This is a genomic window from Variovorax sp. FW301-JW7 (assembly GCF_058788795.1).
Genome location: NZ_JBYTBC010000003.1, coordinates 554,402 through 576,999, shown reverse-complemented (window position 1 = coordinate 576,999; position 22,598 = coordinate 554,402). Strand labels below are relative to the sequence as shown.

Below are 22,598 nucleotides of genomic sequence, written 5' to 3'. Positions count from 1 at the left end.
CCACCGGTTAGTAATCTAGGGTAAACGTTAAACAGTGTCAATGACCCGCCGGTCAGTTGACCCTGTTTGCGCTAAGTTCTCTGCCCCATCTCTACCAGCCGGTTGTCGGGGAGCTCGAAGTAATCGGATGCCCGGCCCGCGTTGCGCTGCAGCCAGCCGAACAGCACCCGTCGCACCGGGTTCATGCCCGGCAGGTTCTCCTCGCCCACCGAGGCGCGGGAGACAAAGTACGAGGTCTTCATCGAGTCGATGGCCAGGGTCTTCTGGTAGGCCAGGATGCGGATGAACTCGGGCACGTCGGGCCGCTCCATGAAGCCGTGCCGCGCGGTGACCACCCAGATGCCGTCCATCAACTGCTCTGCCTCGATGCGCAGGCGCGCGTCCACGCGCGGCGTGTCGCACGAGAGCACGCGCAGCACGATCACCTGCTCGTGCAGCACCTGGTTGTGCTTGAGGTTGTGCAGCAGCGCATGCGGCACCGCCGTGGCGTCGGGGTTCAGGAACACGGCCGTGCCGCTCACCCGGTGCGGCATGTTCAGCGCCAGCGACTCGACGAAAGGCCGCAGCGGCAGGCTGTCGGCCTCGGCCGCTTCCAGGCCCAGGCGCCGGCCCTTGGCCCAGGTGGTGAACAGCACCATCACCCCGGCCGCCACCGCCAGCGTGAGCCAGCCGCCCTCGCCCACCTTCAGGCTGTTGGACACCACGAAGGTCAGGTCGACCGCCGCGAAGGCCAGCACGCCGACCACCACCGCCACCTTGTTCCAGCGCCACAGGCCCCAGGCCACGATGCCGGCCAGGAGCGTGGTCGTCACCATCGTGATCGACACCGCGATGCCATACGCCGCCGACAGCGCGCCCGAGCTGCGGAAGCCCAGCACCAGCAGCAGCACCCCGACCATCAGCAGCCAGTTGACCGCGGGCACGTAGATCTGCCCGATGGCCGTGCCCGAGGTCTGCACCACGCGCATGCGCGGCAGGTAGCCCATGCGCATCGCCTGCGCGGTGAGCGAGAAGGCGCCCGAGATCACCGCCTGCGACGCGATCACCGTGGCCATGGCGGCCAGCACCACCATCGGCAGCACGCCCCATGACGGAAAGAGCCGGAAGAACGGGTTGTCGATGGCCGCCGGGTTCGCCAGCACCAGCGCGCCCTGCCCGAAATAGTTGAGCACCAGCCCCGGCAGCGCAATGAAGATCCACGCCAACCGGATCGGCTTGGCGCCGAAGTGCCCCATATCGGCATACAGCGCCTCGCCGCCCGTAAACGCCAGGAACACCGCGCCCAGCACGGCCAGCGACTGCGCCCGGTGCACGACCAGGAAGCTCACCGCCCGGCGCGGGTCGAGCGCCGCCAGCACCTGCGGCTGCTGCAGCACCTGCCACAGCCCCGCCACGCCCAGCACCAGGAACCACAGCAGCATCACCGGCCCGAAGATCTTGCCGACCACGCCGGTGCCTTTCTTCTGCACCATGAACAGTCCGACGAGGATCGCCAGCGTGATCGGGATCACCGCGCGCTGCAGCACCGGCGCCTGCACCTCCAGGCCCTCGACCGCCGACAGCACCGAGATCGCCGGCGTGATCAGGCTGTCGCCGTAGAACATGGCCGCGCCCACCAGGCCCAAAAGCCCGATCCCGCGCCACACCCAGGGTTTGGTCTTCGGCCCCGAGACCGCGTTGCGCGCCAGCGCCTGCAGCGCCAGGATGCCGCCCTCGCCGTCGTGGTCGGCGCGCAGCACGAACACCACGTACTTGAGCGTCACCACGAACATCAGGCCCCAGAAGATCAGCGACAGCAGGCCCAGCACTGCGTCGGGCGAGAACGGCACGCCGTGCTCGGGGTTCATCGTCTCCTTGAAGGCGTACAGCGGCGAGGTGCCGATGTCGCCGAAGACGACGCCCAGCGCCGCGATCATCAAACCGGGCCCGGCCGCGTGTGCCGTGTCGCCCGAAGCGGGAAGCGAGGTCCCGGAAGCCGCGGCAGTTGCTTTCATCGTCATGGGCGAAAGAAAGAGAGATGGAAAGTGGCGACGCCACGAGCATAGTGCCCGGACATGACGTCGCCGACAATCGTGGCGTGTCCGCCACTCCTCCTGCCAATCCTCGTCACGCCGCCGCGCCGGCCCATTACGAAAACTTTCCCGTGGCCTCCTGGCTGTGCCCGCCGCACCTGCGTCCGCCCATCGCCGCGATCTACCACTTCGCGCGCACCGCCGACGACATCGCCGACGAGGGCGACGCCTCGCCCGATGCGCGCCTGGCCGAGCTGCGCGCCTACCGCGAGGAACTGGCCGCCGCCGCACGCGGCGAAGCGCTGCCCGACTCGCGCTGGCCCCACGTGTTCGGCCCGCTGGCCTGGGCCATCACCGAGTACCGCCTGCCCGAAGACCTGCTCGCCGACCTGCTCAGCGCCTTCATGCAGGACATCGAGAAGACCCGCGACCGCGGCACCTACGCCGACCGCGCCGAGCTGCTCGACTACTGCCGCCGCTCCGCCAACCCGGTCGGCCGGCTGCTGCTGCACCTGTACGGCGTGACCGATGCGCAGGCGCTGGCCCAGAGCGACGCCATCTGCAGCGCGCTGCAGCTCATCAATTTCTGGCAGGACCCGAGCGTCGACCTGCCGCGCGGGCGCTTCTACTTTCCGCGCACCGACTGCGCGCGGCGCGGCCTGACGTCGGAGCATTTCAAGGTCTTCGAACCGCTGTCGCCGGCACCGCCGCCGCAGGAAGCTATCAATCTGATAGCAGTGGTGGCCTTCTGGGCGCGCGAGCTCATGACCGAAGGCGCCCCGCTCGTGCACCGCCTGCCGGGCCGCGTGGGCTGGGAGCTGCGCCTGGTCGTGCAGGGCGGCCTGCGCATCCTCGACAAGATCGAGGACCTGGGCTTCGACACCTTCTCGCAGCGTCCCACCGTCGGCAAGGCCGACGCGCCCGTGCTGCTCTGGAAGGCATGGCGGATGCGGAGACAATCACGCCCCATGAAAGCAGCGCCTCCCCGATGAATCCCGAGCAATACGTGCAAGACAAGGCCGCCGCTTCGGGCAGCAGTTTCTATTACGCCTTCCTGTTCCTGCCCAAGCCGCGGCGCGCCGCGATCACGGCTTTTTATGCCTTCTGCCGCGAGGTCGACGATGTGGTCGACGAGGTCTCCGACCCCGGCGTGGCCGCCACCAAGCTCGCCTGGTGGCGCACCGAGGTCGCCCAGGCCTTTGCCGGCACGCCGCGCCACCCGGTCATGCAGGCGCTCATGCCGCATGCCGCGGCCTACGGCATCGAGGCGCGCCAGCTCCACGAGGTGATCGACGGCTGCCAGATGGACCTGGACCAGACCCGCTACCTCGACTTTCCCGGCCTCGCGCGCTACTGCCACCTGGTGGCCGGCGTGGTCGGCGAAGTCGCCGCGCGCATCTTCGGCCAGACCGATCCGCAGACCACCGCCTACGCCCACAAGCTCGGCCTTGCGCTGCAGCTGACCAACATCCTGCGCGACGTCGGCGAAGACGCGCTGCGCGGTCGCATCTACCTGCCGGTCAATGAGCTGCAGCAGTTCGACGTGAAGGCGCACGAGATCCTGAACCGCGTGCACTCCGACCGTTTTGTGGCGCTCATGAAGTTCCAGGCCCAGCGCGCCCACGCCGCCTACGACGAGGCGCTGGCCCTGCTGCCGCTGGCCGACCGCCGCACGCAGAAGCCCGGCCTGATGATGGCCAGCATCTACCGCACGCTGCTGCGCGAGATCGAGCGCGACGACTTCCAGGTGCTGAACCAGCGCGTCAGCCTCACCCCCGTGCGCAAGCTGTGGCTGGCATGGAAAGTCCAGGCCCTAGGCCGGATATGACGCCCCACCCTTCGTGCCCATGAGGCTCGCCGTCATCGGCGCCGGCTGGGCCGGCCTCGCCTGCGCCGTCGAGGCCACGCGCCTCGGCCACGCCGTCACCCTCTTCGAAGCCGCGCCGATGGCCGGCGGGCGCGCGCGGCGGGTCGATCACATGCACGGCATGGCGCTCGACAACGGCCAGCACATCCTGATCGGCGCCTACACCGCCACGCTGGCGCTCATGCGCGACGTGGGCGTGGATGTCGACACCGCCCTGCAGCGCCTGCCGCTGTCGCTGCGCTTTGCCGACGGCGGCGGGCTGCAGCTGCCCGCGGGCCGGCCGCCGCCGCTCGACCTGCTGATCGGCATCTTCACCGCGCGCGGCTGGAGTTGGCGCGACAAGGCCGCACTGCTGGCCACCGCCGTGCGCTGGCGCCTCGCGGGCTTTCGCTGCGCGCCCGGTACCAGCGTTGCCACGCTGTGCGCCGGCCTCACGCCGCGCGTGATGCACGAACTCATCGAGCCGCTGTGCGTCTCGGCGCTGAACACGCCCGTGTCGCAATCCAGCGGCCAGGTATTCCTGCGCGTGCTGCACGACGCGCTGTTCAGTGGACGCGGCAGTGCCGACCTGCTGCTGCCGCGTGTCGACCTTGGCGCGCTACTGCCCGACGCCGCGCTGGCGTGGCTCGCCCGGCATGGCGCCACCACGCGCATCGGGCACCGCGTGCGCACCATCGCACCTGAAGGCGACCAGTGGCGCGTCGACGACGAGGTCTTCGACCAGGCTGTGCTCGCCGGTGCGCCCTGGGACGCCGCACGGCTCGCCCGCGCCACAGGTCTGCCGGCCGCTTCGCGCTGGTGCAACGTCACCGAATCGCTGCGCTTCGAGGCGATCGCCACGGTCTACGTGCGCGGCGCTGCGCCGTTGGCCGAACCGATGCTCGCGCTGCGCAGCCAGCCAGGCAGCGCACCGGCCCAGTTCGTGTTCGATCGCGGCCAGCTCGGTGGACCAGAAGGCGTGCTCGCCTTCGTCGTGAGCGCCAACGAAACGCCGCGCGAGACGCTCGAGAAACAGGTGCTCATCCAAGCCGGCGCGCAGCTCGGGCAACCGGGGCTCACGCCGATCCAGACCGTCGTCGAGAAGCGCGCCACCTTCGCCTGCACGCCCGGCCTGGCCCGCCCGCCGGCCGCCATCGCGCCGGGGCTGCTGGCCTGCGGCGACTACACCGACGGCCCTTATCCCGCCACGCTCGAAGGCGCGGTCCTCAACGGACTGGCCGTCGCACGCGCGCTTGCCACCCCATGACCACGACCCTGCGTTACCTCGATTTCGACTACAGCGAAGACACCGAAGACCACGGCACCTTCGACGCCATGGCCTCGACCCCGCCCGAGCGCACGCCCGAGGTGGAAGCCGAGATCGCGCTGGTGCTGGCCTGGGCCGAGGCCAGCTTCCCGGGCATGCGCGGCGCGCTCGACGACGGTGCGATGTGGGATTGCGACGTGCAGCGCACGCGGGAAGACAACCCGCGCCTGGACACCCTCACGCTCTCGCTCAGCGGCACCGCCGATTTCTGCGCGGCGCTGCGCGAGCGCTTCGGGCTCGACTGAAGAAAGTCGGCGGCCTTCTCAGGCCGTCTTGTTGCGCAGGCGCAGCAGGCTCAACCCCAGCAGCACGAAGGCGCCGCCCGACACGCGGTTGAACAGCTGCGCACGCTTGGGGTTCGCGAACTGCTTCTTCAGCAGGCGCGCCAGCAGCACGTACGAGCCAGGCGCCAGCACCGAGCCGGCCGCAAAGGTCGTGGTGAGCACGGCGAACTGCGTGAGGATCGGCGCGTCGTGCGTGAGGAACTGCGGGAACAGCGCCGAGAAGAACAGGATGCCCTTGGGATTCGTCAGCGCCACCGTCACGCCGTGCCCGAACAGCCGGCGCGCGGAACGCGAAGGCGCCGGCGCGGCCGAAGGCTGCAGCTCGGCGAACACGCTCGTGCGGCTGCGCCACTGCCGGATGCCCAGGTACACGAGGTAGCCCGCGCCCGCCACCTTCAGCACCATGAAGGCCGTGGCCGAGGTGTTGAGCACCACGCCCAGCCCGCCCATCGCGGCGGCCGAGACCAGGAAGAGCCCGCAGGCGTTGCCCAGTGAACTGATCATCGCGCGGCGCGGGCCGACGGTGATGGCGTTGGAGACCGCGAGCAGCACGGCCGGACCGGGCGTGAAGACGACGAGCAGGGTCACGCCGCAAAAGAGGAGCCAGGTGGAAAGATGCATGGGAGGAAATTCGCGCGAAAGCAGTGAAAGGAGGCCGTCGCAAAACTATAGTCCGGGCAGCCGCGCGCCGCTCGGGCCGCGCCGATAGTCCCCTAACGCTCCTCACCCATGATCACCTGCTACCTGCGCTACATCGTCGATCCCTTCAAGCTCAAGGAATTCGAGCACTACGGCAAGCTCTGGATTCCGCTGGTCGAGAAGTTCGGCGGCCAGCACCACGGCTACTTCCTGCCGTCCGAAGGCGCGAACAACGTGGCGCTGGCGATGTTCAGCTTCCCCAGCCTGGCCGCGTACGAAACCTACCGGGCCGATTCCATGCAGGACGCCGACTGCCAGGCCGCCTTCCGCTACGCCGAAGAGACGCGCTGCATCGTCAGCTACGAACGCAGCTTCTTCCGACCCGTGTTCCGCTGACCTTCAGGCGCCCAGCGCAACGCAGAGCGCGTGCAGGTTGGGCACGATCAGCTGCGGACGCGCGCCGTGCTCCCACGGGCGCTCGTCGCGCACCAGCCACGCGGCCTGCATGCCGGCGTTGAGCGCGCCCACCACGTCGAGCGCGGCGTCGTCGCCCACGTGCAGCACGTCCTTGGGCAGCAGGCCGACCGAGGCCGCCGCGGCGCGGAAGATCGGCGCGTGCGGCTTGCCGCTGCCGAAGGCGCGCGCATTGAAGGCGGTGCGGAACCACCGGCCGACGCCGGTCTTGTGGACATCGGCGTTGCCGTTCGACAGCGCCACCAGCGGGTAGCGCTCGCTGAGCCATTTGAGCGCCGGCAGTGCGTCGTCGTACAGCGTGACGCGCTGGCGCTCTTCGAAGAAAGCGTCGAAGGCCGGGTCGGCCAGCGCCGGGTCTTCGCCCGCGCGCACGAGCGCCGTGCGGATCGACTCGCGGCGCAGCGCGCTCAGGTCGTGCGCGAGGTCGGAGCGCTCCTTGGCGGTGGCTTCGCGCAGCTCGCGCAGCACGCCCGGCGTGAGCAGCAGCGAGGCCGTCTTGGGCGCCTCGCGCAGCAGCCATTCGTGCAGCACGCGCTCGGCACGCTCGATGGTCGGCCAGATTGGCCACAGGGTGTCGTCCAGGTCGAGCGTGATCGCCGAGATGCGCGAGATGTCGAGTGGCGTGGCGCCGCCGGGCGCCGGGGAAGCGGAAGTCATGCCCGAGAATATCGCATGCCTCTCGCCTCCGATGACCGCAAGAACGAACGCACCGCCGTGCTCTGGTGCAACCTGGGTTCGCCCGATGCCCCCACCGCCGCCGCGGTGCGCCCCTACCTCGCCGACTTCCTGGGCGACCCGCGCGTGGTCGAGATTCCCAGAGCACTGTGGGCGCTGATCCTGCACGGCATCATCCTGCGCACGCGGCCCGCGAAGTCGGCCGCGAAGTACGCCAGCATCTGGCTGCCCGAGGGCTCGCCGCTCAAGGTCTGGACGCAGAAGCAGGCCACCCTGCTGGCCGGCTGGCTCGGCGAACGCGGCCACCGCGTGACGGTGCGCGACGCGATGCGCTACGCCAACCCGTCGATCGCCTCGCGGCTCGATGCGCTGCTGGCCGAGGGCGCCACGCGCGTGCTGGTGCTGCAGGCCTACCCGCAGTACTCGGCCACCACCACGGCCAGCGTGATCGACGCCGTGAACGCCTGGAGCCGCCGCCAGCGCCGCATGCCCGAGTTCCGCTTCGTCAACCAGTACCACGACGACCCCGCCTACATCGAGGCGCTCGCGCAAGGCATCGAGAAGCACTGGAAGACCGAAGGCCGCGGCGAGCTGCTGGTGATGAGCTTCCACGGCATTCCCGCGCGCAACATCGCGCTGGGCGATCCCTACGAGGCGCAGTGCCTCGAGACCGCGCGCCTGCTCGCGGCGCGGCTGGGCCTGGCGCCCACGCAGTACCGCACGACCTTCCAGTCGCGCTTCGGCCGCGCCAAATGGCTGGAGCCCTACACCGAGCCGACGCTGCGCGAACTCGGCGCCAGCGGCGTGAAGCACGTCGACGTGGTGTGCCCGGGCTTTCCGGCCGACTGCCTCGAAACGCTCGAAGAAATCGCCATGGAAGGCCGCGAAGCCTTCCTGCACGCGGGCGGCGAGCGCTTCGGCTACATCCCCTGCCTCAACGACAGCCCGGCGTGGATCACCGCGCTCACGGGCATCGCCGAACGCCACCTGGCGGGCTGGCCGACCCGACAAGACACGACGACACCATGAAAAAAGACCTGCACGAAGCCAACCGCCAGTCGTGGAACGCCGCCACGGTCGCGCACAACAGCCACAAGGGCGACCAGGCCGCCTTCTTCCGCGCGGGCGGCTCCACGCTGTTCCCCGAGGAAAGCGCCCTGCTCGGTGACGTGAACGGCCTGTCGGTGCTGCACCTGCAGTGCAACGCGGGCCAGGACAGCCTGAGCATCGCGCGCCGCGGCGCACGCGTGACGGGCGTCGACATCTCCGACGAGGCCATCGACTTCGCCACCCGGCTCTCGGCCGAGTCGGGCATTGCGGCGCGCTTCGAGCGCTCGGACGTCTACGACTACTTCGAGGCCGCCGCCGCACGCGGCGAGCGCCACGACCTCGTGTTCTGTTCGTACGGCACGCTGTGCTGGCTGTCCGACATCGGCGCCTGGGCGCGCGGCGTGGCGCAGCTGCTCAAGCCCGGCGGTCGCTTCGTGATCGTCGAGTTCCACCCGTTCGCGCTGGTGTTCGACCCGCAGTGGAAGTTCCACTACGACTACTTCAACGACGCGCCCGTGCCCGAGGAAGGCGTGGGCGACTACGTGGCCGAATCGGGCGACGGCCTCGTGCCCGACGACCGGCCGATGCCCGGCGTACAAGGCTTTCGCAACCCGCACCCGAGCTTCGAGTTCACCTGGGGCGTGGGCCAGGTGACGACCGCGCTCGCGCAGGCGGGCCTGGCCATCGAGCGCTTCGAGGAGTACCCGTACACCAACGGCTGGAAGCCCTTCGAGGGCATGCGCGAGCTGGGCGGACGGCGCATGGCGCCGCCCGAAGGCATGCCGCGCATTCCGCTCATGTACGCGCTGGCGGCACGCCGCGCCTGAACGGACTCAGAAGCGGCCGAGGTAGTCCAGCTTGCCGATGGGCACGCCCTTGTGGCGCAGCACGTCGTAGGCGGTGGTCACGTGGAAGAAGAAATTCGGCAGCGCGAACTGCAGCAGGTAGCGCTGCGCCGTGAAGTGCGCCTCGCCTTCGCGCGCCTTGATGGTCACGGGGCGTTCTTCGTGGCCGTCGATGAGCGCGCGGTCCACGCCGGCCAGGAAATCCTGCGTCTTCACGATGCGCGCCAGCAGGTCGTCCCAGGTCTTTTCCTCGTCGGGAAAGCTCGGCGCCGTGATGCCGGCGATGCGCGCCGTGCCCAGCTTGGAGGCGTCGCTCGCGCGTTGGATCTGGCCGGCCAGCGTGAGCATGTCGGGCGCCAGCCGCGCCTCGACCAGCGTCGCCGGATCGATGCCCTGGACCTTGGCGTGCGCGAGGCCCTTGTCGAGCAGGTGGGTGAGTTGCCCGAGTCCGCGGGTGAAAACCGGCACGGACAGGTCGTACATCGAGAGGGCCATGGCGAGGTGATCTTGGAGTTGAAGTCGGCCGGATTGTGATCCGGCCGTGCCTTCAACGACCGGCCGCACGGATAAACCCTTCGATCGGGTCCAGTTGTTCCGGCACGTTGAGCGCGGGCGCATGGCCGCAGCCCTGCACCTCGATCACCTGCAGGCGCCCGGCCGCGCCCGGCCCGCGCCGGTGCATCTCGTCGATCACCTCGGGCAGCACCAGATCGGACTCGGCGCCGCGCAGGCACAGCACCGGCGCCTCGATCACGTCGTAGTGCGGCCAGATCAGGTAGTCGTTGTCGTGCGCGCTGAACTGCCTGACCATGGCAGGGTCGTAGTGCGGCGTGACGCGGCCGTCGGCTAGGCGGCGCGTGGAGCTTTCGGTCAGCCGGCGCCACTGCGCGTCGCTGAGCCAGCCGTAGGGCTTGTAGACCGTGCGGAAGAAGGCCTCCAGCTCGGCCACGGTGTCGAAGGCCGGCGGGTCGCCGGCGTAGGCGCGGATGCGCTCGATGGCGGCCTGCGCGAGCTGCGGCGCGTTGTCGTTGAGCGTGAGGCTGGCGATGCGCGCCTTCATGCGCGGCTCGAACAGGCCCGACGCGCACACCGTGCCGATCGCGCCGCCCATCGAGGTGCCCACCCAGTGCACGCGGCCCAGCCGCAACTCGTCGCACAGCGCATTGGCCAGGCGCGCGTAGAACGCGAGCGTGTATTCGTCGTCGGGTGCCGGGCTCCACTGGCTCAGGCCGCGCCCGAGGGTGTCGGGACAGATCACGCGGAAGCCGCGCGCCGCGAAGTGCTGCGCCAGCTCGTCCATGTCGCGGCTGGTGCGCGCCAGGCCGTGCCAGGCGATGACGACGGGAGCGTTGGCGGCGCCCCAATCGAGCCAGTGGATCTCACGGCCTGCGAGTTGTGCGTAGTGCGAAGTGGGGGTGCTCATGATTGGAGGTCTCGCTCAGACGTGCCACAGAACCGGCTTTGCCGGGCTGTAGGCACGGCCCCCTGCAAGGGGGTTGGAGTAGCGACACGAAGTGCGCGAAGCCTGGGGGTGTGCTTCATCTTGCCGCCCTCGCCCTCAGCTTGCCGACGATGCCCGTGGGGAAGTAGTAGACCGAGAGCACGAACAGCACGCCCAGCCACAGCAGCCAGCGGTCGGGCGACAGCAGCGCCGCGAGCCACGGCAGGCCGCTGGCGGCCTCGTTGCCCAGGCGCAGCAGGTCCTGCAGGTAGCTCTGCGCCACCACGAACAGCACTGCGCCGATGGCCGCGCCGTAGATCGTGCCCATGCCGCCGATCACCACGATGAGCAGCACGTCGATCATGATCTCGAAGCTCAGCGAGGTGTCCGGCCCGTTGTAGCGCAGCCAGATGGCCAGCATTGCGCCGGCCAGCGTGGCGAACAGTGCCGACAGCACGGCGGCCGTGGTGCGGTACACCACCACGCGGTAGCCGATGGCCTCGGCGCGGAACTCGTTCTCGCGGATGGCCTGCAGCACGCGGCCGAAGGGCGAGTTCACGATGCGCAGCATTGCCAGCACCAGCACCACCGCCGCCACGAACAGCAGGTAGTAGCACAGCAGGCGCCCGTCGAGCGAGACGCCGAGGAACGGCTCTTCGGCGAACTCGAAGCTCGGCGAGATCAGCTCTGGCAGCTTGAAGGTCAGGCCGTCTTCGCCGCCGGTGAAGTCCGACAGCTGCGAGGCCAGCGTCTGGAACGCCGAGGCCACGGCCAGCGTGATCATCGCGAAGAAGATCGCGCGCACCCGCAGCGAAAAGAGGCCGATGGCCAGCGAAAGCACCAGCGAGATCGCGAGCGACGCGCCCAGCCCCACCAGCACCGCGCCCCAGTTGGGCCCGAGCCGCGAGGCCGAGATGGCGATGCCGTAGGCGCCGATGCCGAAGAACATCGTGTGCGCGAAGCTCACGATGCCGGTGTAGCCCAGCAGCAGGTCGAAGCTCGCGACCAGCACCACGAACACCAGGATCTTGGCCGCGACGCTGAGCGCCTTGACGCCCGGGAACAGGAACGGCGCGAAGGCCAGCGCCAGGAACAGGGCCAGCAGCAGCAGCGCCAGCAGGCGGCTGCGCGGCATGTCGTTGGACAGAAGTCGTTTCAGGAACATGACGGCTTTCTCCTCAACGGTTCGCCACGGGGTACACGCCCTGCGGGCGCCACAGCAGCACGGCCACCATAAGGAAGATGCTCGCGAACTGCGTGAGCGTGGGCAGCAAAAAGCCGATGTAGTTGGTCATGAGCCCCACCAGCAGCGCGCCGAGCAGTGCCCCGCCGGTCGAGCCCAGCCCGCCGATGATGATCACGATGAAGATCAGCACGTTGACCTGCGCGCCCATCTGCGGCACCAGGTTCTGCTGGAACAGGCCCCACATCACGCCGCCCAGGCCGGCCAGCGCGCTGCCCACCACGAACACGCCCACGAACAGGCGACCGATGCGGTAGCCCAGCGACTCGACCATCTCGCGGTCCTGCACGCCGGCGCGGATCAAGAGGCCGATCTTGGTGCGGCCCAGCGTCCAGGCGAGCACGCCGAACACCACCACGCCCACGGCCACCGCGAGCAGGCGGTACTTGCTGATGGCGGCGTCGCCCACCAGCAGCGAGCCGCGCAGCGCCTCGGGCAGCGGCAGCGGAATCTGCGCCGGGCCCCAGATCACCTTGATGAGCTCCTCGCCGATGATCATGCCGCCCATCGTGATGAGGATCTGCTTCAGGTGCTGGCCGTACACCGGCCGCACGATGAAGCGCTCGAAGGCCAGGCCGATGGCGCCGGCCACCGCCATCGCGGCGAGCATGGCCGGGAACACGGCCACGAGGTTGCGCCACAGCTCGCCCGAGCCGGTCCAGTCGCCCATGAGGCCGAGCACGCTGCTGGCCACGAAGGCGCCCAGCGCAATGAACACGCCATGGCCGAAGTTCAGCACGTCCATCAGGCCGAACACCAGCGTGAGGCCCGAGGCGATGATGAAGATGATCATGCCCATCGCCAGCCCCGCCACCGTGAGCGTGAGCCAGGTCGAGACCGAGCCCGTGAGCGGCAGCGCGACGAGCGCGAGGATGGGGGCAAGAAGCAGTGGCTTCCAGTCGAAGTCGAGTTTCATAGGGCGAGTCCGAGCAGCGATTGCTGCAGTTGCGCATCGGCGGAGAACGCGGCCATCGAGCCGCTGTGCACCACGCGGCCGTTGTCCATCACCGCGACGGTGTCGCCCAGGCGCTGGGCGAAGTGGATGTTCTGTTCGACCAGCAGGATCGTCACGCCGCTGCGTTTGAGCTCGCCGAAGGCCTCGATCATGTTGTTGATCATCACGGGCGCCAGGCCCTTGCTGGGCTCGTCGATGATGAGCAGCTGGCGCGGCTCGACGATGGCGCGCGACACGGCCAGCATCTGCTTCTGTCCGCCCGACAGCTTGCCGGCCGGGTGGTTCCAGAATTTCTCGACCGCGGGGAAGAGCTTGAAGATCCACTTCAGCCGCGTGTCGTCGATGGCGTCGGCGTTCTTGGCGCCGCGCGCGGCCAGCACCATGTTCTCCTTCACCGTGAGGTCGGAAAAGATGCCCATGTTCTCGGGCACGTAGGCCACGCCGAGCTCGGCGATCTGCGGCGTGTGCAGCGCCGTGATGTCCTTGCCGGCGAACTGCACCCTGCCCTGCGACGCATGCCACAGGCCCATGATGGTGCGCAGCGTGGTGGTCTTGCCCGCGCCGTTGCGGCCCAGCAGCATGGTGAGCTGGCCCTTGGGCACGGCCAGGTCGACGCCGTGCAGGATGTGGTACGCCCCGATGTGCGTCTGCACGCCTTCGAGGGTCAGCAAATTTTCGGTGCTCATGCGGCCTCCTTCGCGATGCCCAGGTAGGCCTCCTGCACCACCGGCGAGGCGATCACCTCGGCCGGTTCGCCGTCTGCCACGAGCGTGCCGTTGTGCAGCACGATGATGCGGTCCGCGAGTTCGCGCACCACGTCCATCTTGTGTTCGACCAGCAGGATGGTCTTGGTCTTGTCCTGCTTGAGCTTGCGGATCAGGTCGAGGATGACGGGCGCCTCGGCCGCGTGCATGCCGGCCGTGGGCTCGTCGAACATGAAGACCTTGGGTTCGAGCGCCATCAGCAGCGCCACCTCGAGCTTGCGCTGGTCGCCGTGCGGCAGGCTGGCCACCGTGGCGTGGGCGCGCGGCTCCAGGGCCACGTCGGCCAGGATCTGCTCGGCGCGTTCGGTCAGTGCCTTGTGGTCGCTCCAGATGCTCCACAGGTTGAGCCCGTGGCGGTGCGCGCCGGCGCGCGTGGCCTGCACCGCGAGCCGCACGTTTTCCAGCACCGTGAGGTTCGGGAACAGGTTGGTGAGCTGGAACGCGCGCCCCAGCCCGGCGTGCGTGCGCGCCGACGGCGACAGGTGCGACAACGGTTGCCCGTCGAGCGACACCGTGCCGGCCGTGGCCTTGAGCTGCCCGGAGATCAGGTTGAAGTAAGTGGTCTTGCCCGCCCCGTTGGGGCCGACGATGGCCGTCAGCGTGCCTGGCGCGAATGCGCAGCTCACGCTGTTGACGGCCACGTGCCCTCCGAAGCGGATGGTCAGATCCCGGGTCTCAAGCATTGTGGAAAGGTCCTTGCGAATCGAAAAATCAGTGCAGGGTGAACGGCCTCAACAGGTGCCGATCACGTAGTAGTTGGCGCCCGTCTGCTTCAGCGTGGTCATGGCGTAGATGTTCCACAGGCCCATCGACTGGCCCGAGCCGTTGGCATAGGTCAGGCCCCACAGCGCATAGGCGCGTCCGGCGATGGTGTGGGTGTAGTTGCTCGCGGTGTAGCAGGTTCCGCCGCCGCCCGGGCCCGCCGTGGTCGCGCCCGTGGCGGCCGCCGACATCGCGCCTTCGACGTTGCTCGCGTTCAGGGCGGCCACGGTCCAGCTGTAGGTGGTCGACGCGGCCAGGCCGGTGTCGGTGTAGCTGGTGCCCGCCACCGGCGAGGCGTTGACCTTGCTGCCGCCGCGGTACACGTTGTAGCCACTGGCGCCCGACACGCCGGCCCAGCCGATCACCATGCTGCTGCTGGTCGCGCCCGAGGTGCCCACGCCGGTGGGCGCCGGCAGCCCGCCGCCGCCGGCCGAGCCGGTGACGCGGTCGATCATGGCCTTCATGGCGGCCATCTGCGGGCCCGACTTCTTGGCGTAGTTGGCGCTGTCGTAGCCCCACCAGTCCCAGCAGCTGTTGGTGGCCGCGGTGCTGGTCTGCGGGTAGATCAGGATGATGTTGTTGGTGTCGGCCCAGCGGTTGTAGCCGGTCTTCTTGACGTACTGGTCGCTCACGTCGGTGTAGTTCTGCTTGCAGCCGTGCAGCACCAGGTGCACGCGGCACGAGGTGGTGGTGCAGGCCTGCGGCACGTAGAGCCAGCCGGTGGCGGCCACGCCGTGGCCGGAGACGAACTCCGACTGGTTGAACTCGGTGAAGGTGCCGCCCAGCGCGCCGTTGTTGCGCGGGTTCAGCGGACCGTACAGCTGCGTGAGGATCTCGCCCGCGAGGTCGAAGCCGCAGTTGTTGATGTACGGCGCGGCCGTGGTGCTGCAGGCGCCGCCGTAGTCGTCGGTGACCATCGCGTGACCGGCACCGAGGTTGTTCTTGTAGACCGTGTTGGCGGCCGGCACGAAGCTCTGGTAGTAGGTCTTCAGGTCGTCCATCACCGGCTGCTTGACGGTGTTGTCCGAAGTGCCCGAGAACAGGTAGACCTTGGAGTTCGTGAGGTTCGACACCGGGTCGATCGCACCGCTGGCGGCCCAGCTGTTGGTGGTGCTCACGAGCGTCGAGACCGGGATGCTGGTGCTGTGCGTCATGCAGCGCCCGGTGGCATTGACCACCGAGCCTTCGGCGCAGTAGTACGGACCGCCGGCGACCACGCCCGCGCCGCGCGTGAAAGTGGCCGAGTAGGCCACGTGCAGCTGCACCGCCATGAAGCCGCCGGCCGACAGGCCGGACACGCTCACCTCCGCCGGGTTGGCGCCGAGTGCCGGCAGCGGCACGGCCGCTGTGGCGGCCTGCACCGCCGCCGTGATCACCGCTGCTGCGGCAAACCCCTTCCAGTTGTTCCATCGCATCGCTGGCATCGCTGTCTCCTTCTGTTATGTTTGATCGAACGCTTGCTTGCAGACTGACGAATTGACCGTGGCACACGACAGCTGGCGCGGACGCAGGCTGGCGCTTCGCCCGGCGGCCATCCGGGGCGAAAAGGGGGCGGCGCCTGCATGCGCGCCGCGGGTTCAGGGGGCGATCAGCGCCGTGTTCAGCGCTTGTTTTTGATCGGGATGTCCATCTCTTCGGGCTTGATCTCGTGCACCAGCTCGGGCACGCCCCATGCGAACGCGGGGTCGGCCTTGATCTTGAAGTGGTACATCGACTGCATCGCCTGGTGGTCTTCCTTGCGGAAGGTCATCTTGCCCTTGGGCGTGTCGAAGCTCATGCCTTCCATGGTGCTGATGAGCTTGTTGGTGCCGGTGTCGCCGTTGGTCTTCTTCAGCGCCGTCACCACCGCCATCGCGGCCGAGAAACCGCCGGCCGTGAAGAAGTCCGGCGGCGTCTTGAATTCCTTGTAGTGGGCCGCGACCATCGCCTCGTTCACCGGGTTCTTCGGGATGCCGAAGTAGTAGTAGGCCGCGCCTTCCATGCCCGGCAGCGACTTGTAGGCCGCCATGGCCGGCAGGATGTTGCCGCCGGTGGCGATCTCGATGCCGTAGCGCTTCAGGTCGAGGTCGACGATCTTGAACGGGTTGCCCGCGCCGGCCCAGACGATCCAGATGATCTTGCGGCCCGGCTGGTCCTTGAGCTTGTCGATCAGGCGCTGCGCACCGGCCGTGAAGTCGGTGGTGGCGGGCGGCAGGTACTCCTCGTGCGCGAGCTTGGCTTTCTTCAGCGCGGCGCCGAAGGCCTTCACGCCGTCGCGGCCGAAGGCGTTGTCCTGGGCGAGCGTGGCGACGGTGACGCCGGCCTTGTCGATGGCCACGGCGTTGGAGATGGCGTCCTGGCTCGAGTTGCGGCCGGTGCGGAAGATGTACTTGTTCCACTTGTCGCCGGTGATCGAGTCGGCCACGGCGGGCTCGACGATCAGGATCTTCTTGTACTCCTCGGCCACCGGCAGCATGGCCAGCGCCACGCCCGAAGCGGTCGGGCCGACCGCGAGCGCAGCCTTGTCGTCGGAGTACGCGGCGGCCAGCAGCGACTTGCCCAGGTCGGGCTTGCCCTGGTCGTCCTTCTCGATGACCACGAGCTTCTTGCCGTTGACCATCATCGTGCCGCCGGTGGCGTAGTTCAGGCCCATCATCAGGCCGGTCTGCGTCTGCTTGCCGTAGGCCTCCAGCGCGCCGGTCTTGCTGTAGACGTGGGCGATGCGAATCTCGTTCGATTGGGCCCAGGCGGGCATGGTGGCGGCGGTGGCGCCCAGGGCGGCCAGGGCGATGAGGTGGCGACGGTGCATGTCTTGTCTCCTGATAAAGGTGACTGAATATTGCACAGTTCGTGCCACCCGCCTAAGCCATTGATAACAAAGGCTTCCTCATTCGGGCGCAACCGGTTTCGCCTGATTTCAGTGCATTCGAGTTGTCTTTTTTTCAGACAACTGTCTGTTGATCAGTCAGGGTTTCCCAGCAGAGTCGCGGCGCGCCGCGAGCCAGCTTTCGAACTCGCGCTCGGCCCGCATCCGCAGCTCGTTGCGCGTGTGGTTGCACACCGCATGCGCGAGGCGCCGGTGCTTCTGCTGGCGCACGCCGCCCAGCGTGGCGTCGAGCAGGTGCTCGATGGTGGCCGACTCGGGGCGACCGTGCGGCTCGTCGAAGTCCATCGGCAGCCCGCACCAGTGGCAGTTCGGGCCGAAGGTGGAACGCAGTGCCTTCACGCTCATGACAAGCCCATCCCCGTCATGCGCTCGTACAGCGTGGCGCGTGAGATGCCCAGCAGCCGCGAGGTCGCGAGCTTGTTGCCGCCGGTACTTTCGAGCGCGGCCGCGATCGCCTTGCGCTCCAGCTCGGCCACCTGCTGCGACAGCGGGCGCAGCAGCGCGGCTTCCTGGTCGACGTCGCGCAGGCTGTGCGAGGTGTCGGGCGCCTCGATCTGCTCCAGCCCCGCCTCGCGCAGGATGCGTTCGAGCTGCGCGGCGTCGATGCGCTGCGAGTCGCTGCGCATCGTCACCTGCTCCAGCACGTTGCGCAGCTCGCGGATGTTGCCGCGCCAGTGCTGGCCGGCCAGCAGTGCGAGCGCGTCGGGCGTGAGCTCGGGCGGCGCCTCGCCGCTGCGCAGCGCCATGTCCTCGCCCAGCGCCTCGACCAGCGCCGGGATGTCGCTGCGCCGTTCGCGCAGCGGCGGCACGCGCAGCGGCAGCACGTTGAGGCGGTAATACAGGTCTTCACGGAACAGGCCGCGGCGCACCAGCTCGGGCAGGTCGCGCGAGGTGGCAGCGATCACGCGGGCATCGAAGGGAATCAGCTTGTTGGAGCCCAGCGGTTCGATCTCGCCTTCCTGCAGCGCGCGCAGCAGCTTGGCCTGCAGGCCCAGCGGCATGTCGCCGATTTCGTCGAGGAACAGGCTGCCGCCGTCGGCCAGCTTGAACTTGCCTTCGCGCCCGCGCTTGTCGGCGCCGGTGAAGGCGCCGGGGGCGAAACCGAAGAACTCGGCCTCGAGCAGCGTGTCGGGCACGGCCGCGATATTGACGCTGACGAACTGGCCCTTGGCGCGCGTGGACGACGCATGGATCGCATGCGCCAGCAGCTCCTTGCCGGTGCCCGTCTCGCCCAGCAACAGCACCGGGCTGGTGGACTGCGCGGCGCGGCGCGCGTGGCGCTTCACCTCCACAGCCGCCGGGCTGCTGCCGATGAAGCTCGCGAAGGTGTACTTGGAGCGGCGCTGGCCGTCGGGCGCGTGCTGGTACAGCGGGTTGTTGCGCTGGCTGGCCAGCTCGCGGCGCGCGTCGTCGAGGTCGCGCTGCAGCAGCGCGAACTTGCTGATGAGCGGCTGCAGCGTGGTCTCGGGCTGGTCGAACAGCACGATGCCGATGGCGCCGATGACCTTGCCCAGGCCCTCCCCGTCTTCGCGCTCCTCGCGCAGCGGGATGCGGCTGACCACGAAGGTGCCGGCCTTGTTGGTCAGCAGGTCGATGAGGATCGGCTCGCCGGTTTCGAGCACGCGGCGCATCATGGTGTTGGGAATCACGTCCTCGACCATGTGGCCCATGAATTCGTCGATGGACGAAAAGCCCAGCGCCGGCAGGAAGCGCCGGTAGCCCTCGTTCACCCAGACGATGCGCCCGCTGCGGTCGACCAGGAACATGCCCTGGCTGATGCTCGAAAACAGATGAAACATCGAGCGCGCGGCCAGCGCGAGGATGCCTTCGGCGTCCAGGGGCAAGGCGGGCGGCGGTGCGGCGGCAAAGGGAGCGACGGACATGCGCGGATCGTACTGTGTGCGGCGCCCGCCCCTGCCGCGCGCAGGCCCAGATGCAACCAAAAACAAAAGCCTTCAGCAAGCCTTAAGTAAATCAATCGTTTGATTTCAATCATGCTTTAATCGCGCCGATGAACGCCAGGGACCCCCTCACGCCAACGCCCGTGCCCTCGCCGCGCCGCGCCCCCCGCAGCGACGGCGCCGAGGCGCGCCACCGCCTGCTGCACACCGCGCTGCGGCTGTTCGCCCAGAACGGTTTCGCCAAGACCTCGATCCGCGAGATCGCGCGCGAGGCCGGCGTGAACGTGTCGGCCATCAGCTACTACTTCGGCGACAAGGAGGGGCTGTACGGCGCCACCTTCAACGAGCCGATGGGCAGCGATTCGAACGACCTCGTGGCCGCCTGCAACGTGCCCGGCCAGTCGCTCGAGGACACGCTGCGCATCTGCATGGCGACCATGATCGATCCGCTCAAGCAGGGCGAGATCGTGCGCCAGTGCATCCAGCTGCACATGCGCGAGATGCTGGAGCCCACCAGCCAGTGGGCCAAGGAACTGGAGCGCGACATCAAGGGCCCGCACCGTGCCATCGTCGAGCTGCTGTGCCGCCACCTGCAGGTGGAGCGCGCCGACGACGACATCCACCGCCTGACCTTCGCGATCACGGGGCTGTCGATGCAGCTGTACGTGAGCCAGGATTTCATCGAGGCCCTGCGCCCGTCGCTGCTGCGCACGCCGCGCGCCATCGACACCTGGGCCGACCGGCTCACGGGCTACGCGATGGCGCTGGTCCAGGCCGAAACCGCACGCCGCCGCCAGGTGGCCGCCGAGCAGAGAAAGAAGCCATGAGACGACTCCGACGGATTGCCCTTGTTCTGAGCCTGCCGCTCGGCCTTGCCGGCTGCGGCCTGACGCGCCCGCCCGCCTCGGTGCAGGCGCCCTTCCCCGCGCAGTGGCACGCGCCCCTGCCCCACGGCGGCTCGCTCGCCGCGCTGGCCGAGTGGTGGCGCCAGCTCGACGACCCGCTGCTGGTCGAGCTGATCGCCGCCGCCGAAACCGCCAGCCCCAACCTTGCCAGCGCCGCGGCGCGCGTGGCCGAGGCGCGCTCCACGCGCGTGCAGGCCGGCGCGGCGCTGCTGCCCAGCCTGGACGGCACGGCGTCGGCCAGCCGCGGCGTCTCGGGCTCGTCGTTCGGCGCGGGCAGCTCTTCGAGCAGCAGCGGCAGCGCCTCCACCGCACCGGTCACCACGCTGCAGGCCGGCCTGCAGTCGAAGTGGGAGATCGACCTGTTCGGCCGCCTGCGCGCCGACCGCGACGCGGCCCAGCAGAAGCTGGACAGCGCCACCGCCAAGTGGCACGACGCCCGCGTCGCCGTGGCGGCCGAGACGGCCAACGCCTATTTCGCCGAGCGCGCCTGCCAGCAGCAGCTGAACGTGTCCGAATCGGATGCCAAGTCGCGCGGCGAAACGGCGCGGCTCACCGACCTGTCGGCGCGTGCCGGCTTCACCGCGCCGGCCGATGCTGCACTCGCGCGTGCCAGCGCCTCCGACGCCTCGGGCCGCCTCACGCAGCAACGCGCCCTGTGCGCGGTGCAGCGCAAGGCGCTGGTGGCGCTCAGCGGGCTCGACGAGCCCACGCTGGCGCAGAAGCTCGCGGCCTCGCCCACGCAGCGCGCGCTGCCGGTGGTCGGCGCCATCGCCAGCGTGCCGGCGCAGGCGCTCTCGCAGCGGCCCGACGTGTACGCGGCCGAGCTCGGCGTGGCCGCGGCCAGCGCCGAGGTGGGCTCGGCCGAGGCCGAGCGCTACCCGAAGCTCACGCTCTCGGGCTCGATCGGCCGCATGCAGATCCGCACCAGCGGCTTTCGCGAATCGCTCGACACCTGGACGGTCGGGCCGCTGTCGCTCACCGTGCCGCTGCTCGACGGCGGCGCCCGCGCGGCCAACACCGAGGCCGCCAAGGCGCGCTACGCCGAGGCCGTGTCGCTCTACCGCGCCAACGTGCGCCAGGCGGTGCGCGAGGTCGAGGAAGCGCTCGTGAACCTCGACGCCACCACCGCGCGCAGCACCGACGCCGACAGCGCGGTGAAGAACTACCAGGCCTCGTTCGACGCCACCCAGGCCCGCTACAGCAGCGGCCTGGCCAGCCTGTTCGAGCTCGAGGATTCGCGGCGCACGCTGTTCGCCGCGCAGACCGCGCGCGTCTCGCTGCAGCGCGAGAGCACCGAAGCCTGGGTCTCGCTGTACCGCTCGATGGGCGGCGGCTGGAGCCGCCCCGCCGAAGCATCGTCCCCAATGACCACCACCCCGGCCGCCAAGGTCGCGACGTCGCCATGAAAACAATGAAGCGTTCCACCCTTGTCCTCGCGCTGCTGGCGCTCGTCGTCGTTGTCGCCGCAGGCCTGTGGCTCACCCGCAAGCCGGACGGCGACCACAAGGCCGCGCCCGCCGCCAAGGGCCCGGCGCAGCGCCCGGCGCTGACCGTCTCGGTCGCCAAGCCCGAGGCCACCGAGCTGACCGTCACGCTGGCCGCCAACGGCAACGTGGCGGCCTGGCAGGAGGCCGTGGTCGGCTCCGAATCGAACGGCCTGAAGCTGGCCGAGGTGCGCGTCAACGTCGGCGACACCGTGAAGAAGGGCCAGGTGCTCGCGGTGTTCTCGCCCGAGACGGTGCAGGCCGACATCGCGCAGGCGCGCGCCTCGCTGGCCGAGGCCCGCGCCTCGGCCGCCGACGCCGCCGGCAACGCCGCGCGCGCCCGCACGCTGCAGGCCACGGGCGCGCTGAGCCAGCAGCAGATCAACCAGTACCAGACCACCGAGCAGACCGCCAAGGCGCGCGCCGAAGCGGCCGAGGCCGTGCTGGCCGCGCAGCAGGTGCGCGGTCGCAACACGCAGGTGCTGGCACCCGACGACGGCGTGATCTCCGCGCGCACCGCCACGGTCGGCAGCGTGGTCAGCGCCGGCACCGAGCTGTTCCGCCTGATCCGCCAGGGCCGTCTCGAATGGCGCGCCGAAGTCACCTCGGCCGAGCTGGGCCGCATCGCCGTGGGCACGCCGGCCTTCGTGGTCAGCGCCAGCGGCGCGCAGGTGAAGGGCATGGTGCGCAGCATCGCGCCCACGGTCGATCCGCAGACGCGCGCCGCGCTGGTCTACGTCGACCTGCCCAACGTGCAGCAGAACACCGGCGTGAAGGCCGGCATGTTCGCGCGCGGCGACTTCGAACTGGGCCGCAGCTCCGCGCCGACCGTGCCGCAAAGCGCGATCGTGCCGCGCGACGGCTTCAACAACGTCTTCACGCTGCTGCCCGACGGCCGCGTGGCGCAGCTCAAGGTGCAGACCGGCCGCCGCCTGAAGGACCGCGTGGAAATCACCAGCGCCCTGCCCGAGGGCGTGCAGATCGTGGTGCAGGGCGCGGGCTTCCTCAACGACGGCGACCTGGTGCGCGTGGTGGACGCCACGCCCGCGGCAGCCTCGCCCGCCACCCCGGCGAAGGCAGCGGCATCCGCGCCTTCGCCTAAATAAGCCAACACAAGGAACACGC

The 22,598-nt window shown here is 69.3% G+C and carries 23 protein-coding genes; 10 read left to right on the top strand and 13 right to left on the bottom strand.

Annotation, left to right across the window (positions count from 1 at the left end; genetic code table 11):
- Nucleotides 1–71: 71 nt before the first annotated feature.
- Nucleotides 72–1,916: a potassium transporter Kup gene (locus AC3WQM_RS11120; RefSeq protein WP_492678877.1), complete on the bottom strand. Its 1,845-nt coding sequence runs from the start codon at nt 1,914–1,916 to the stop codon at nt 72–74.
- Between the two features lie 227 nt (nt 1,917–2,143).
- Here AC3WQM_RS11120 and hpnC point away from each other — a divergent pair, with 227 nt between their 5' ends.
- From hpnC to AC3WQM_RS11100, 4 genes are read left to right on the top strand one after another with little or no spacing between them, the layout of a single operon-like run.
- Entirely contained in the window at nt 2,144–3,004 is an 861-nt protein-coding gene (hpnC, locus tag AC3WQM_RS11115) for a squalene synthase HpnC (protein ID WP_492678693.1), read from the top strand.
- Complete coding sequence (hpnD, locus tag AC3WQM_RS11110; RefSeq protein WP_492678691.1) at nt 3,001–3,840, top strand: presqualene diphosphate synthase HpnD; 840 nt, start codon at nt 3,001–3,003, stop codon at nt 3,838–3,840. The genes hpnC and hpnD overlap by 4 nt, the downstream gene beginning before the upstream one ends.
- 19 nt (nt 3,841–3,859) lie before the next feature.
- Entirely contained in the window at nt 3,860–5,125 is a 1,266-nt protein-coding gene (gene hpnE / locus AC3WQM_RS11105) for a hydroxysqualene dehydroxylase HpnE (RefSeq protein ID WP_492678689.1), read from the top strand.
- Nucleotides 5,122–5,430 carry a hypothetical protein gene (locus AC3WQM_RS11100; RefSeq protein ID WP_492678687.1) on the top strand — a complete coding sequence of 103 codons (309 nt, stop codon included), beginning with the start codon at nt 5,122–5,124 and terminating at the stop codon, nt 5,428–5,430. The genes hpnE and AC3WQM_RS11100 overlap by 4 nt, the downstream gene beginning before the upstream one ends.
- A gap of 18 nt (nt 5,431–5,448) precedes the next feature.
- On the opposite strand, the gene AC3WQM_RS11095 is transcribed toward AC3WQM_RS11100, so the two are convergent.
- Nucleotides 5,449–6,090 (bottom strand): LysE family translocator, encoded by a 642-nt coding sequence (locus AC3WQM_RS11095; protein ID WP_492678685.1) that lies wholly within the window; start codon nt 6,088–6,090, stop codon nt 5,449–5,451.
- Nucleotides 6,091–6,198: 108 nt separating this feature from the next.
- On the opposite strand from AC3WQM_RS11095, the gene AC3WQM_RS11090 reads away from it, so the two are divergent.
- Complete coding sequence (locus tag AC3WQM_RS11090) at nt 6,199–6,504, top strand: NIPSNAP family protein (protein ID WP_062475864.1); 306 nt, start codon at nt 6,199–6,201, stop codon at nt 6,502–6,504.
- 3 nt (nt 6,505–6,507) lie between these two features.
- On the opposite strand, the gene AC3WQM_RS11085 is transcribed toward AC3WQM_RS11090, so the two are convergent.
- The gene (locus AC3WQM_RS11085; RefSeq protein WP_492678683.1) at nt 6,508–7,239 is read right to left on the bottom strand and encodes an HAD family hydrolase; all 732 of its coding nucleotides are present in this window, start codon (nt 7,237–7,239) and stop codon (nt 6,508–6,510) included.
- Between the two features lie 15 nt (nt 7,240–7,254).
- Between AC3WQM_RS11085 and hemH the strand changes: the two genes are divergently transcribed.
- Together hemH and AC3WQM_RS11075 are read left to right on the top strand one after the other, a co-directional pair.
- A complete protein-coding gene (gene hemH, locus AC3WQM_RS11080) occupies nt 7,255–8,286 on the top strand; it encodes a ferrochelatase (RefSeq protein ID WP_492678681.1) in 1,032 nt (343 codons plus the stop codon).
- A complete protein-coding gene (locus tag AC3WQM_RS11075; protein ID WP_492678679.1) occupies nt 8,283–9,134 on the top strand; it encodes a class I SAM-dependent methyltransferase in 852 nt (283 codons plus the stop codon). Before hemH ends, AC3WQM_RS11075 begins: the two co-directional genes overlap by 4 nt.
- Nucleotides 9,135–9,140: 6 nt before the next feature.
- Here the strand turns inward: AC3WQM_RS11075 and AC3WQM_RS11070 are convergent, their stop codons facing one another.
- The 10 genes from AC3WQM_RS11070 to AC3WQM_RS11025 all read right to left on the bottom strand — a co-directional run bounded on the left by AC3WQM_RS11070 (nt 9,141) and on the right by AC3WQM_RS11025 (nt 19,066).
- Entirely contained in the window at nt 9,141–9,647 is a 507-nt protein-coding gene (locus AC3WQM_RS11070) for a DUF1993 domain-containing protein (protein WP_492678677.1), read from the bottom strand.
- Nucleotides 9,648–9,699: 52 nt separating this feature from the next.
- The gene (locus tag AC3WQM_RS11065) at nt 9,700–10,575 is read right to left on the bottom strand and encodes an alpha/beta fold hydrolase (RefSeq protein ID WP_492678675.1); all 876 of its coding nucleotides are present in this window, start codon (nt 10,573–10,575) and stop codon (nt 9,700–9,702) included.
- Nucleotides 10,576–10,690: 115 nt separating this feature from the next.
- Nucleotides 10,691–11,758, bottom strand: a complete 1,068-nt coding sequence (locus AC3WQM_RS11060) for a branched-chain amino acid ABC transporter permease (protein WP_369632624.1) — start codon at nt 11,756–11,758, stop codon at nt 10,691–10,693.
- A gap of 13 nt (nt 11,759–11,771) precedes the next feature.
- On the bottom strand, nt 11,772–12,752 hold the full coding sequence (locus AC3WQM_RS11055; RefSeq protein ID WP_070060451.1) for a branched-chain amino acid ABC transporter permease: 981 nt from the start codon (nt 12,750–12,752) through the stop codon (nt 11,772–11,774).
- Nucleotides 12,749–13,477 carry an ABC transporter ATP-binding protein gene (locus AC3WQM_RS11050; protein WP_159277159.1) on the bottom strand — a complete coding sequence of 243 codons (729 nt, stop codon included), beginning with the start codon at nt 13,475–13,477 and terminating at the stop codon, nt 12,749–12,751. Before AC3WQM_RS11050 ends, AC3WQM_RS11055 begins: the two co-directional genes overlap by 4 nt.
- Nucleotides 13,474–14,238: an ABC transporter ATP-binding protein gene (locus tag AC3WQM_RS11045; protein ID WP_062475886.1), complete on the bottom strand. Its 765-nt coding sequence runs from the start codon at nt 14,236–14,238 to the stop codon at nt 13,474–13,476. Before AC3WQM_RS11045 ends, AC3WQM_RS11050 begins: the two co-directional genes overlap by 4 nt.
- Nucleotides 14,239–14,286: 48 nt before the next feature.
- Entirely contained in the window at nt 14,287–15,741 is a 1,455-nt protein-coding gene (locus tag AC3WQM_RS11040; protein WP_492678673.1) for an extracellular catalytic domain type 2 short-chain-length polyhydroxyalkanoate depolymerase, read from the bottom strand.
- A gap of 176 nt (nt 15,742–15,917) precedes the next feature.
- Nucleotides 15,918–17,105, bottom strand: coding sequence for a substrate-binding domain-containing protein (locus AC3WQM_RS11035; RefSeq protein WP_159272056.1), 1,188 nt, complete (start codon nt 17,103–17,105; stop codon nt 15,918–15,920).
- Nucleotides 17,106–17,261: 156 nt separating this feature from the next.
- On the bottom strand, nt 17,262–17,528 hold the full coding sequence (locus tag AC3WQM_RS11030; RefSeq protein ID WP_070060447.1) for a hypothetical protein: 267 nt from the start codon (nt 17,526–17,528) through the stop codon (nt 17,262–17,264).
- Entirely contained in the window at nt 17,525–19,066 is a 1,542-nt protein-coding gene (locus AC3WQM_RS11025; protein WP_489056989.1) for a sigma-54 interaction domain-containing protein, read from the bottom strand. Before AC3WQM_RS11025 ends, AC3WQM_RS11030 begins: the two co-directional genes overlap by 4 nt.
- Before the next feature lie 128 nt (nt 19,067–19,194).
- Between AC3WQM_RS11025 and AC3WQM_RS11020 the strand changes: the two genes are divergently transcribed.
- From AC3WQM_RS11020 to AC3WQM_RS11010, 3 genes are read left to right on the top strand one after another with little or no spacing between them, the layout of a single operon-like run.
- Nucleotides 19,195–19,911, top strand: coding sequence for a TetR/AcrR family transcriptional regulator (locus AC3WQM_RS11020; RefSeq protein ID WP_489056990.1), 717 nt, complete (start codon nt 19,195–19,197; stop codon nt 19,909–19,911).
- Complete coding sequence (locus tag AC3WQM_RS11015) at nt 19,908–21,395, top strand: efflux transporter outer membrane subunit (RefSeq protein ID WP_492678671.1); 1,488 nt, start codon at nt 19,908–19,910, stop codon at nt 21,393–21,395. The genes AC3WQM_RS11020 and AC3WQM_RS11015 overlap by 4 nt, the downstream gene beginning before the upstream one ends.
- Nucleotides 21,392–22,579: an efflux RND transporter periplasmic adaptor subunit gene (locus tag AC3WQM_RS11010; RefSeq protein WP_492678669.1), complete on the top strand. Its 1,188-nt coding sequence runs from the start codon at nt 21,392–21,394 to the stop codon at nt 22,577–22,579. The genes AC3WQM_RS11015 and AC3WQM_RS11010 overlap by 4 nt, the downstream gene beginning before the upstream one ends.
- Nucleotides 22,580–22,598 lie beyond the last annotated feature (19 nt).

Excerpts from the sequence above, each read along its gene's own strand:
- AC3WQM_RS11120 (WP_492678877.1), bottom strand. The coding sequence starts at position 1,916 with ATGATCGCGGCGCTGGGCGTCGTCTTCGGCGACATCGGCACCTCGCCG.
- hpnD (WP_492678691.1), top strand. The coding sequence starts at position 3,001 with ATGAATCCCGAGCAATACGTGCAAGACAAGGCCGCCGCTTCGGGCAGC.
- hpnE (WP_492678689.1), top strand. The coding sequence starts at position 3,860 with ATGAGGCTCGCCGTCATCGGCGCCGGCTGGGCCGGCCTCGCCTGCGCC.
- AC3WQM_RS11100 (WP_492678687.1), top strand. The coding sequence starts at position 5,122 with ATGACCACGACCCTGCGTTACCTCGATTTCGACTACAGCGAAGACACC.
- AC3WQM_RS11095 (WP_492678685.1), bottom strand. The coding sequence starts at position 6,090 with ATGCATCTTTCCACCTGGCTCCTCTTTTGCGGCGTGACCCTGCTCGTC.
- AC3WQM_RS11090 (WP_062475864.1), top strand. The coding sequence starts at position 6,199 with ATGATCACCTGCTACCTGCGCTACATCGTCGATCCCTTCAAGCTCAAG.
- AC3WQM_RS11085 (WP_492678683.1), bottom strand. The coding sequence starts at position 7,239 with ATGACTTCCGCTTCCCCGGCGCCCGGCGGCGCCACGCCACTCGACATC.
- hemH (WP_492678681.1), top strand. The coding sequence starts at position 7,255 with ATGCCTCTCGCCTCCGATGACCGCAAGAACGAACGCACCGCCGTGCTC.
- AC3WQM_RS11075 (WP_492678679.1), top strand. The coding sequence starts at position 8,283 with ATGAAAAAAGACCTGCACGAAGCCAACCGCCAGTCGTGGAACGCCGCC.
- AC3WQM_RS11070 (WP_492678677.1), bottom strand. The coding sequence starts at position 9,647 with ATGGCCCTCTCGATGTACGACCTGTCCGTGCCGGTTTTCACCCGCGGA.
- AC3WQM_RS11065 (WP_492678675.1), bottom strand. The coding sequence starts at position 10,575 with ATGAGCACCCCCACTTCGCACTACGCACAACTCGCAGGCCGTGAGATC.
- AC3WQM_RS11060 (WP_369632624.1), bottom strand. The coding sequence starts at position 11,758 with ATGTTCCTGAAACGACTTCTGTCCAACGACATGCCGCGCAGCCGCCTG.
- AC3WQM_RS11055 (WP_070060451.1), bottom strand. The coding sequence starts at position 12,752 with ATGAAACTCGACTTCGACTGGAAGCCACTGCTTCTTGCCCCCATCCTC.
- AC3WQM_RS11050 (WP_159277159.1), bottom strand. The coding sequence starts at position 13,477 with ATGAGCACCGAAAATTTGCTGACCCTCGAAGGCGTGCAGACGCACATC.
- AC3WQM_RS11045 (WP_062475886.1), bottom strand. The coding sequence starts at position 14,238 with ATGCTTGAGACCCGGGATCTGACCATCCGCTTCGGAGGGCACGTGGCC.
- AC3WQM_RS11040 (WP_492678673.1), bottom strand. The coding sequence starts at position 15,741 with ATGCCAGCGATGCGATGGAACAACTGGAAGGGGTTTGCCGCAGCAGCG.
- AC3WQM_RS11035 (WP_159272056.1), bottom strand. The coding sequence starts at position 17,105 with ATGCACCGTCGCCACCTCATCGCCCTGGCCGCCCTGGGCGCCACCGCC.
- AC3WQM_RS11030 (WP_070060447.1), bottom strand. The coding sequence starts at position 17,528 with ATGAGCGTGAAGGCACTGCGTTCCACCTTCGGCCCGAACTGCCACTGG.
- AC3WQM_RS11025 (WP_489056989.1), bottom strand. The coding sequence starts at position 19,066 with ATGTCCGTCGCTCCCTTTGCCGCCGCACCGCCGCCCGCCTTGCCCCTG.
- AC3WQM_RS11020 (WP_489056990.1), top strand. The coding sequence starts at position 19,195 with ATGAACGCCAGGGACCCCCTCACGCCAACGCCCGTGCCCTCGCCGCGC.
- AC3WQM_RS11015 (WP_492678671.1), top strand. The coding sequence starts at position 19,908 with ATGAGACGACTCCGACGGATTGCCCTTGTTCTGAGCCTGCCGCTCGGC.
- AC3WQM_RS11010 (WP_492678669.1), top strand. The coding sequence starts at position 21,392 with ATGAAAACAATGAAGCGTTCCACCCTTGTCCTCGCGCTGCTGGCGCTC.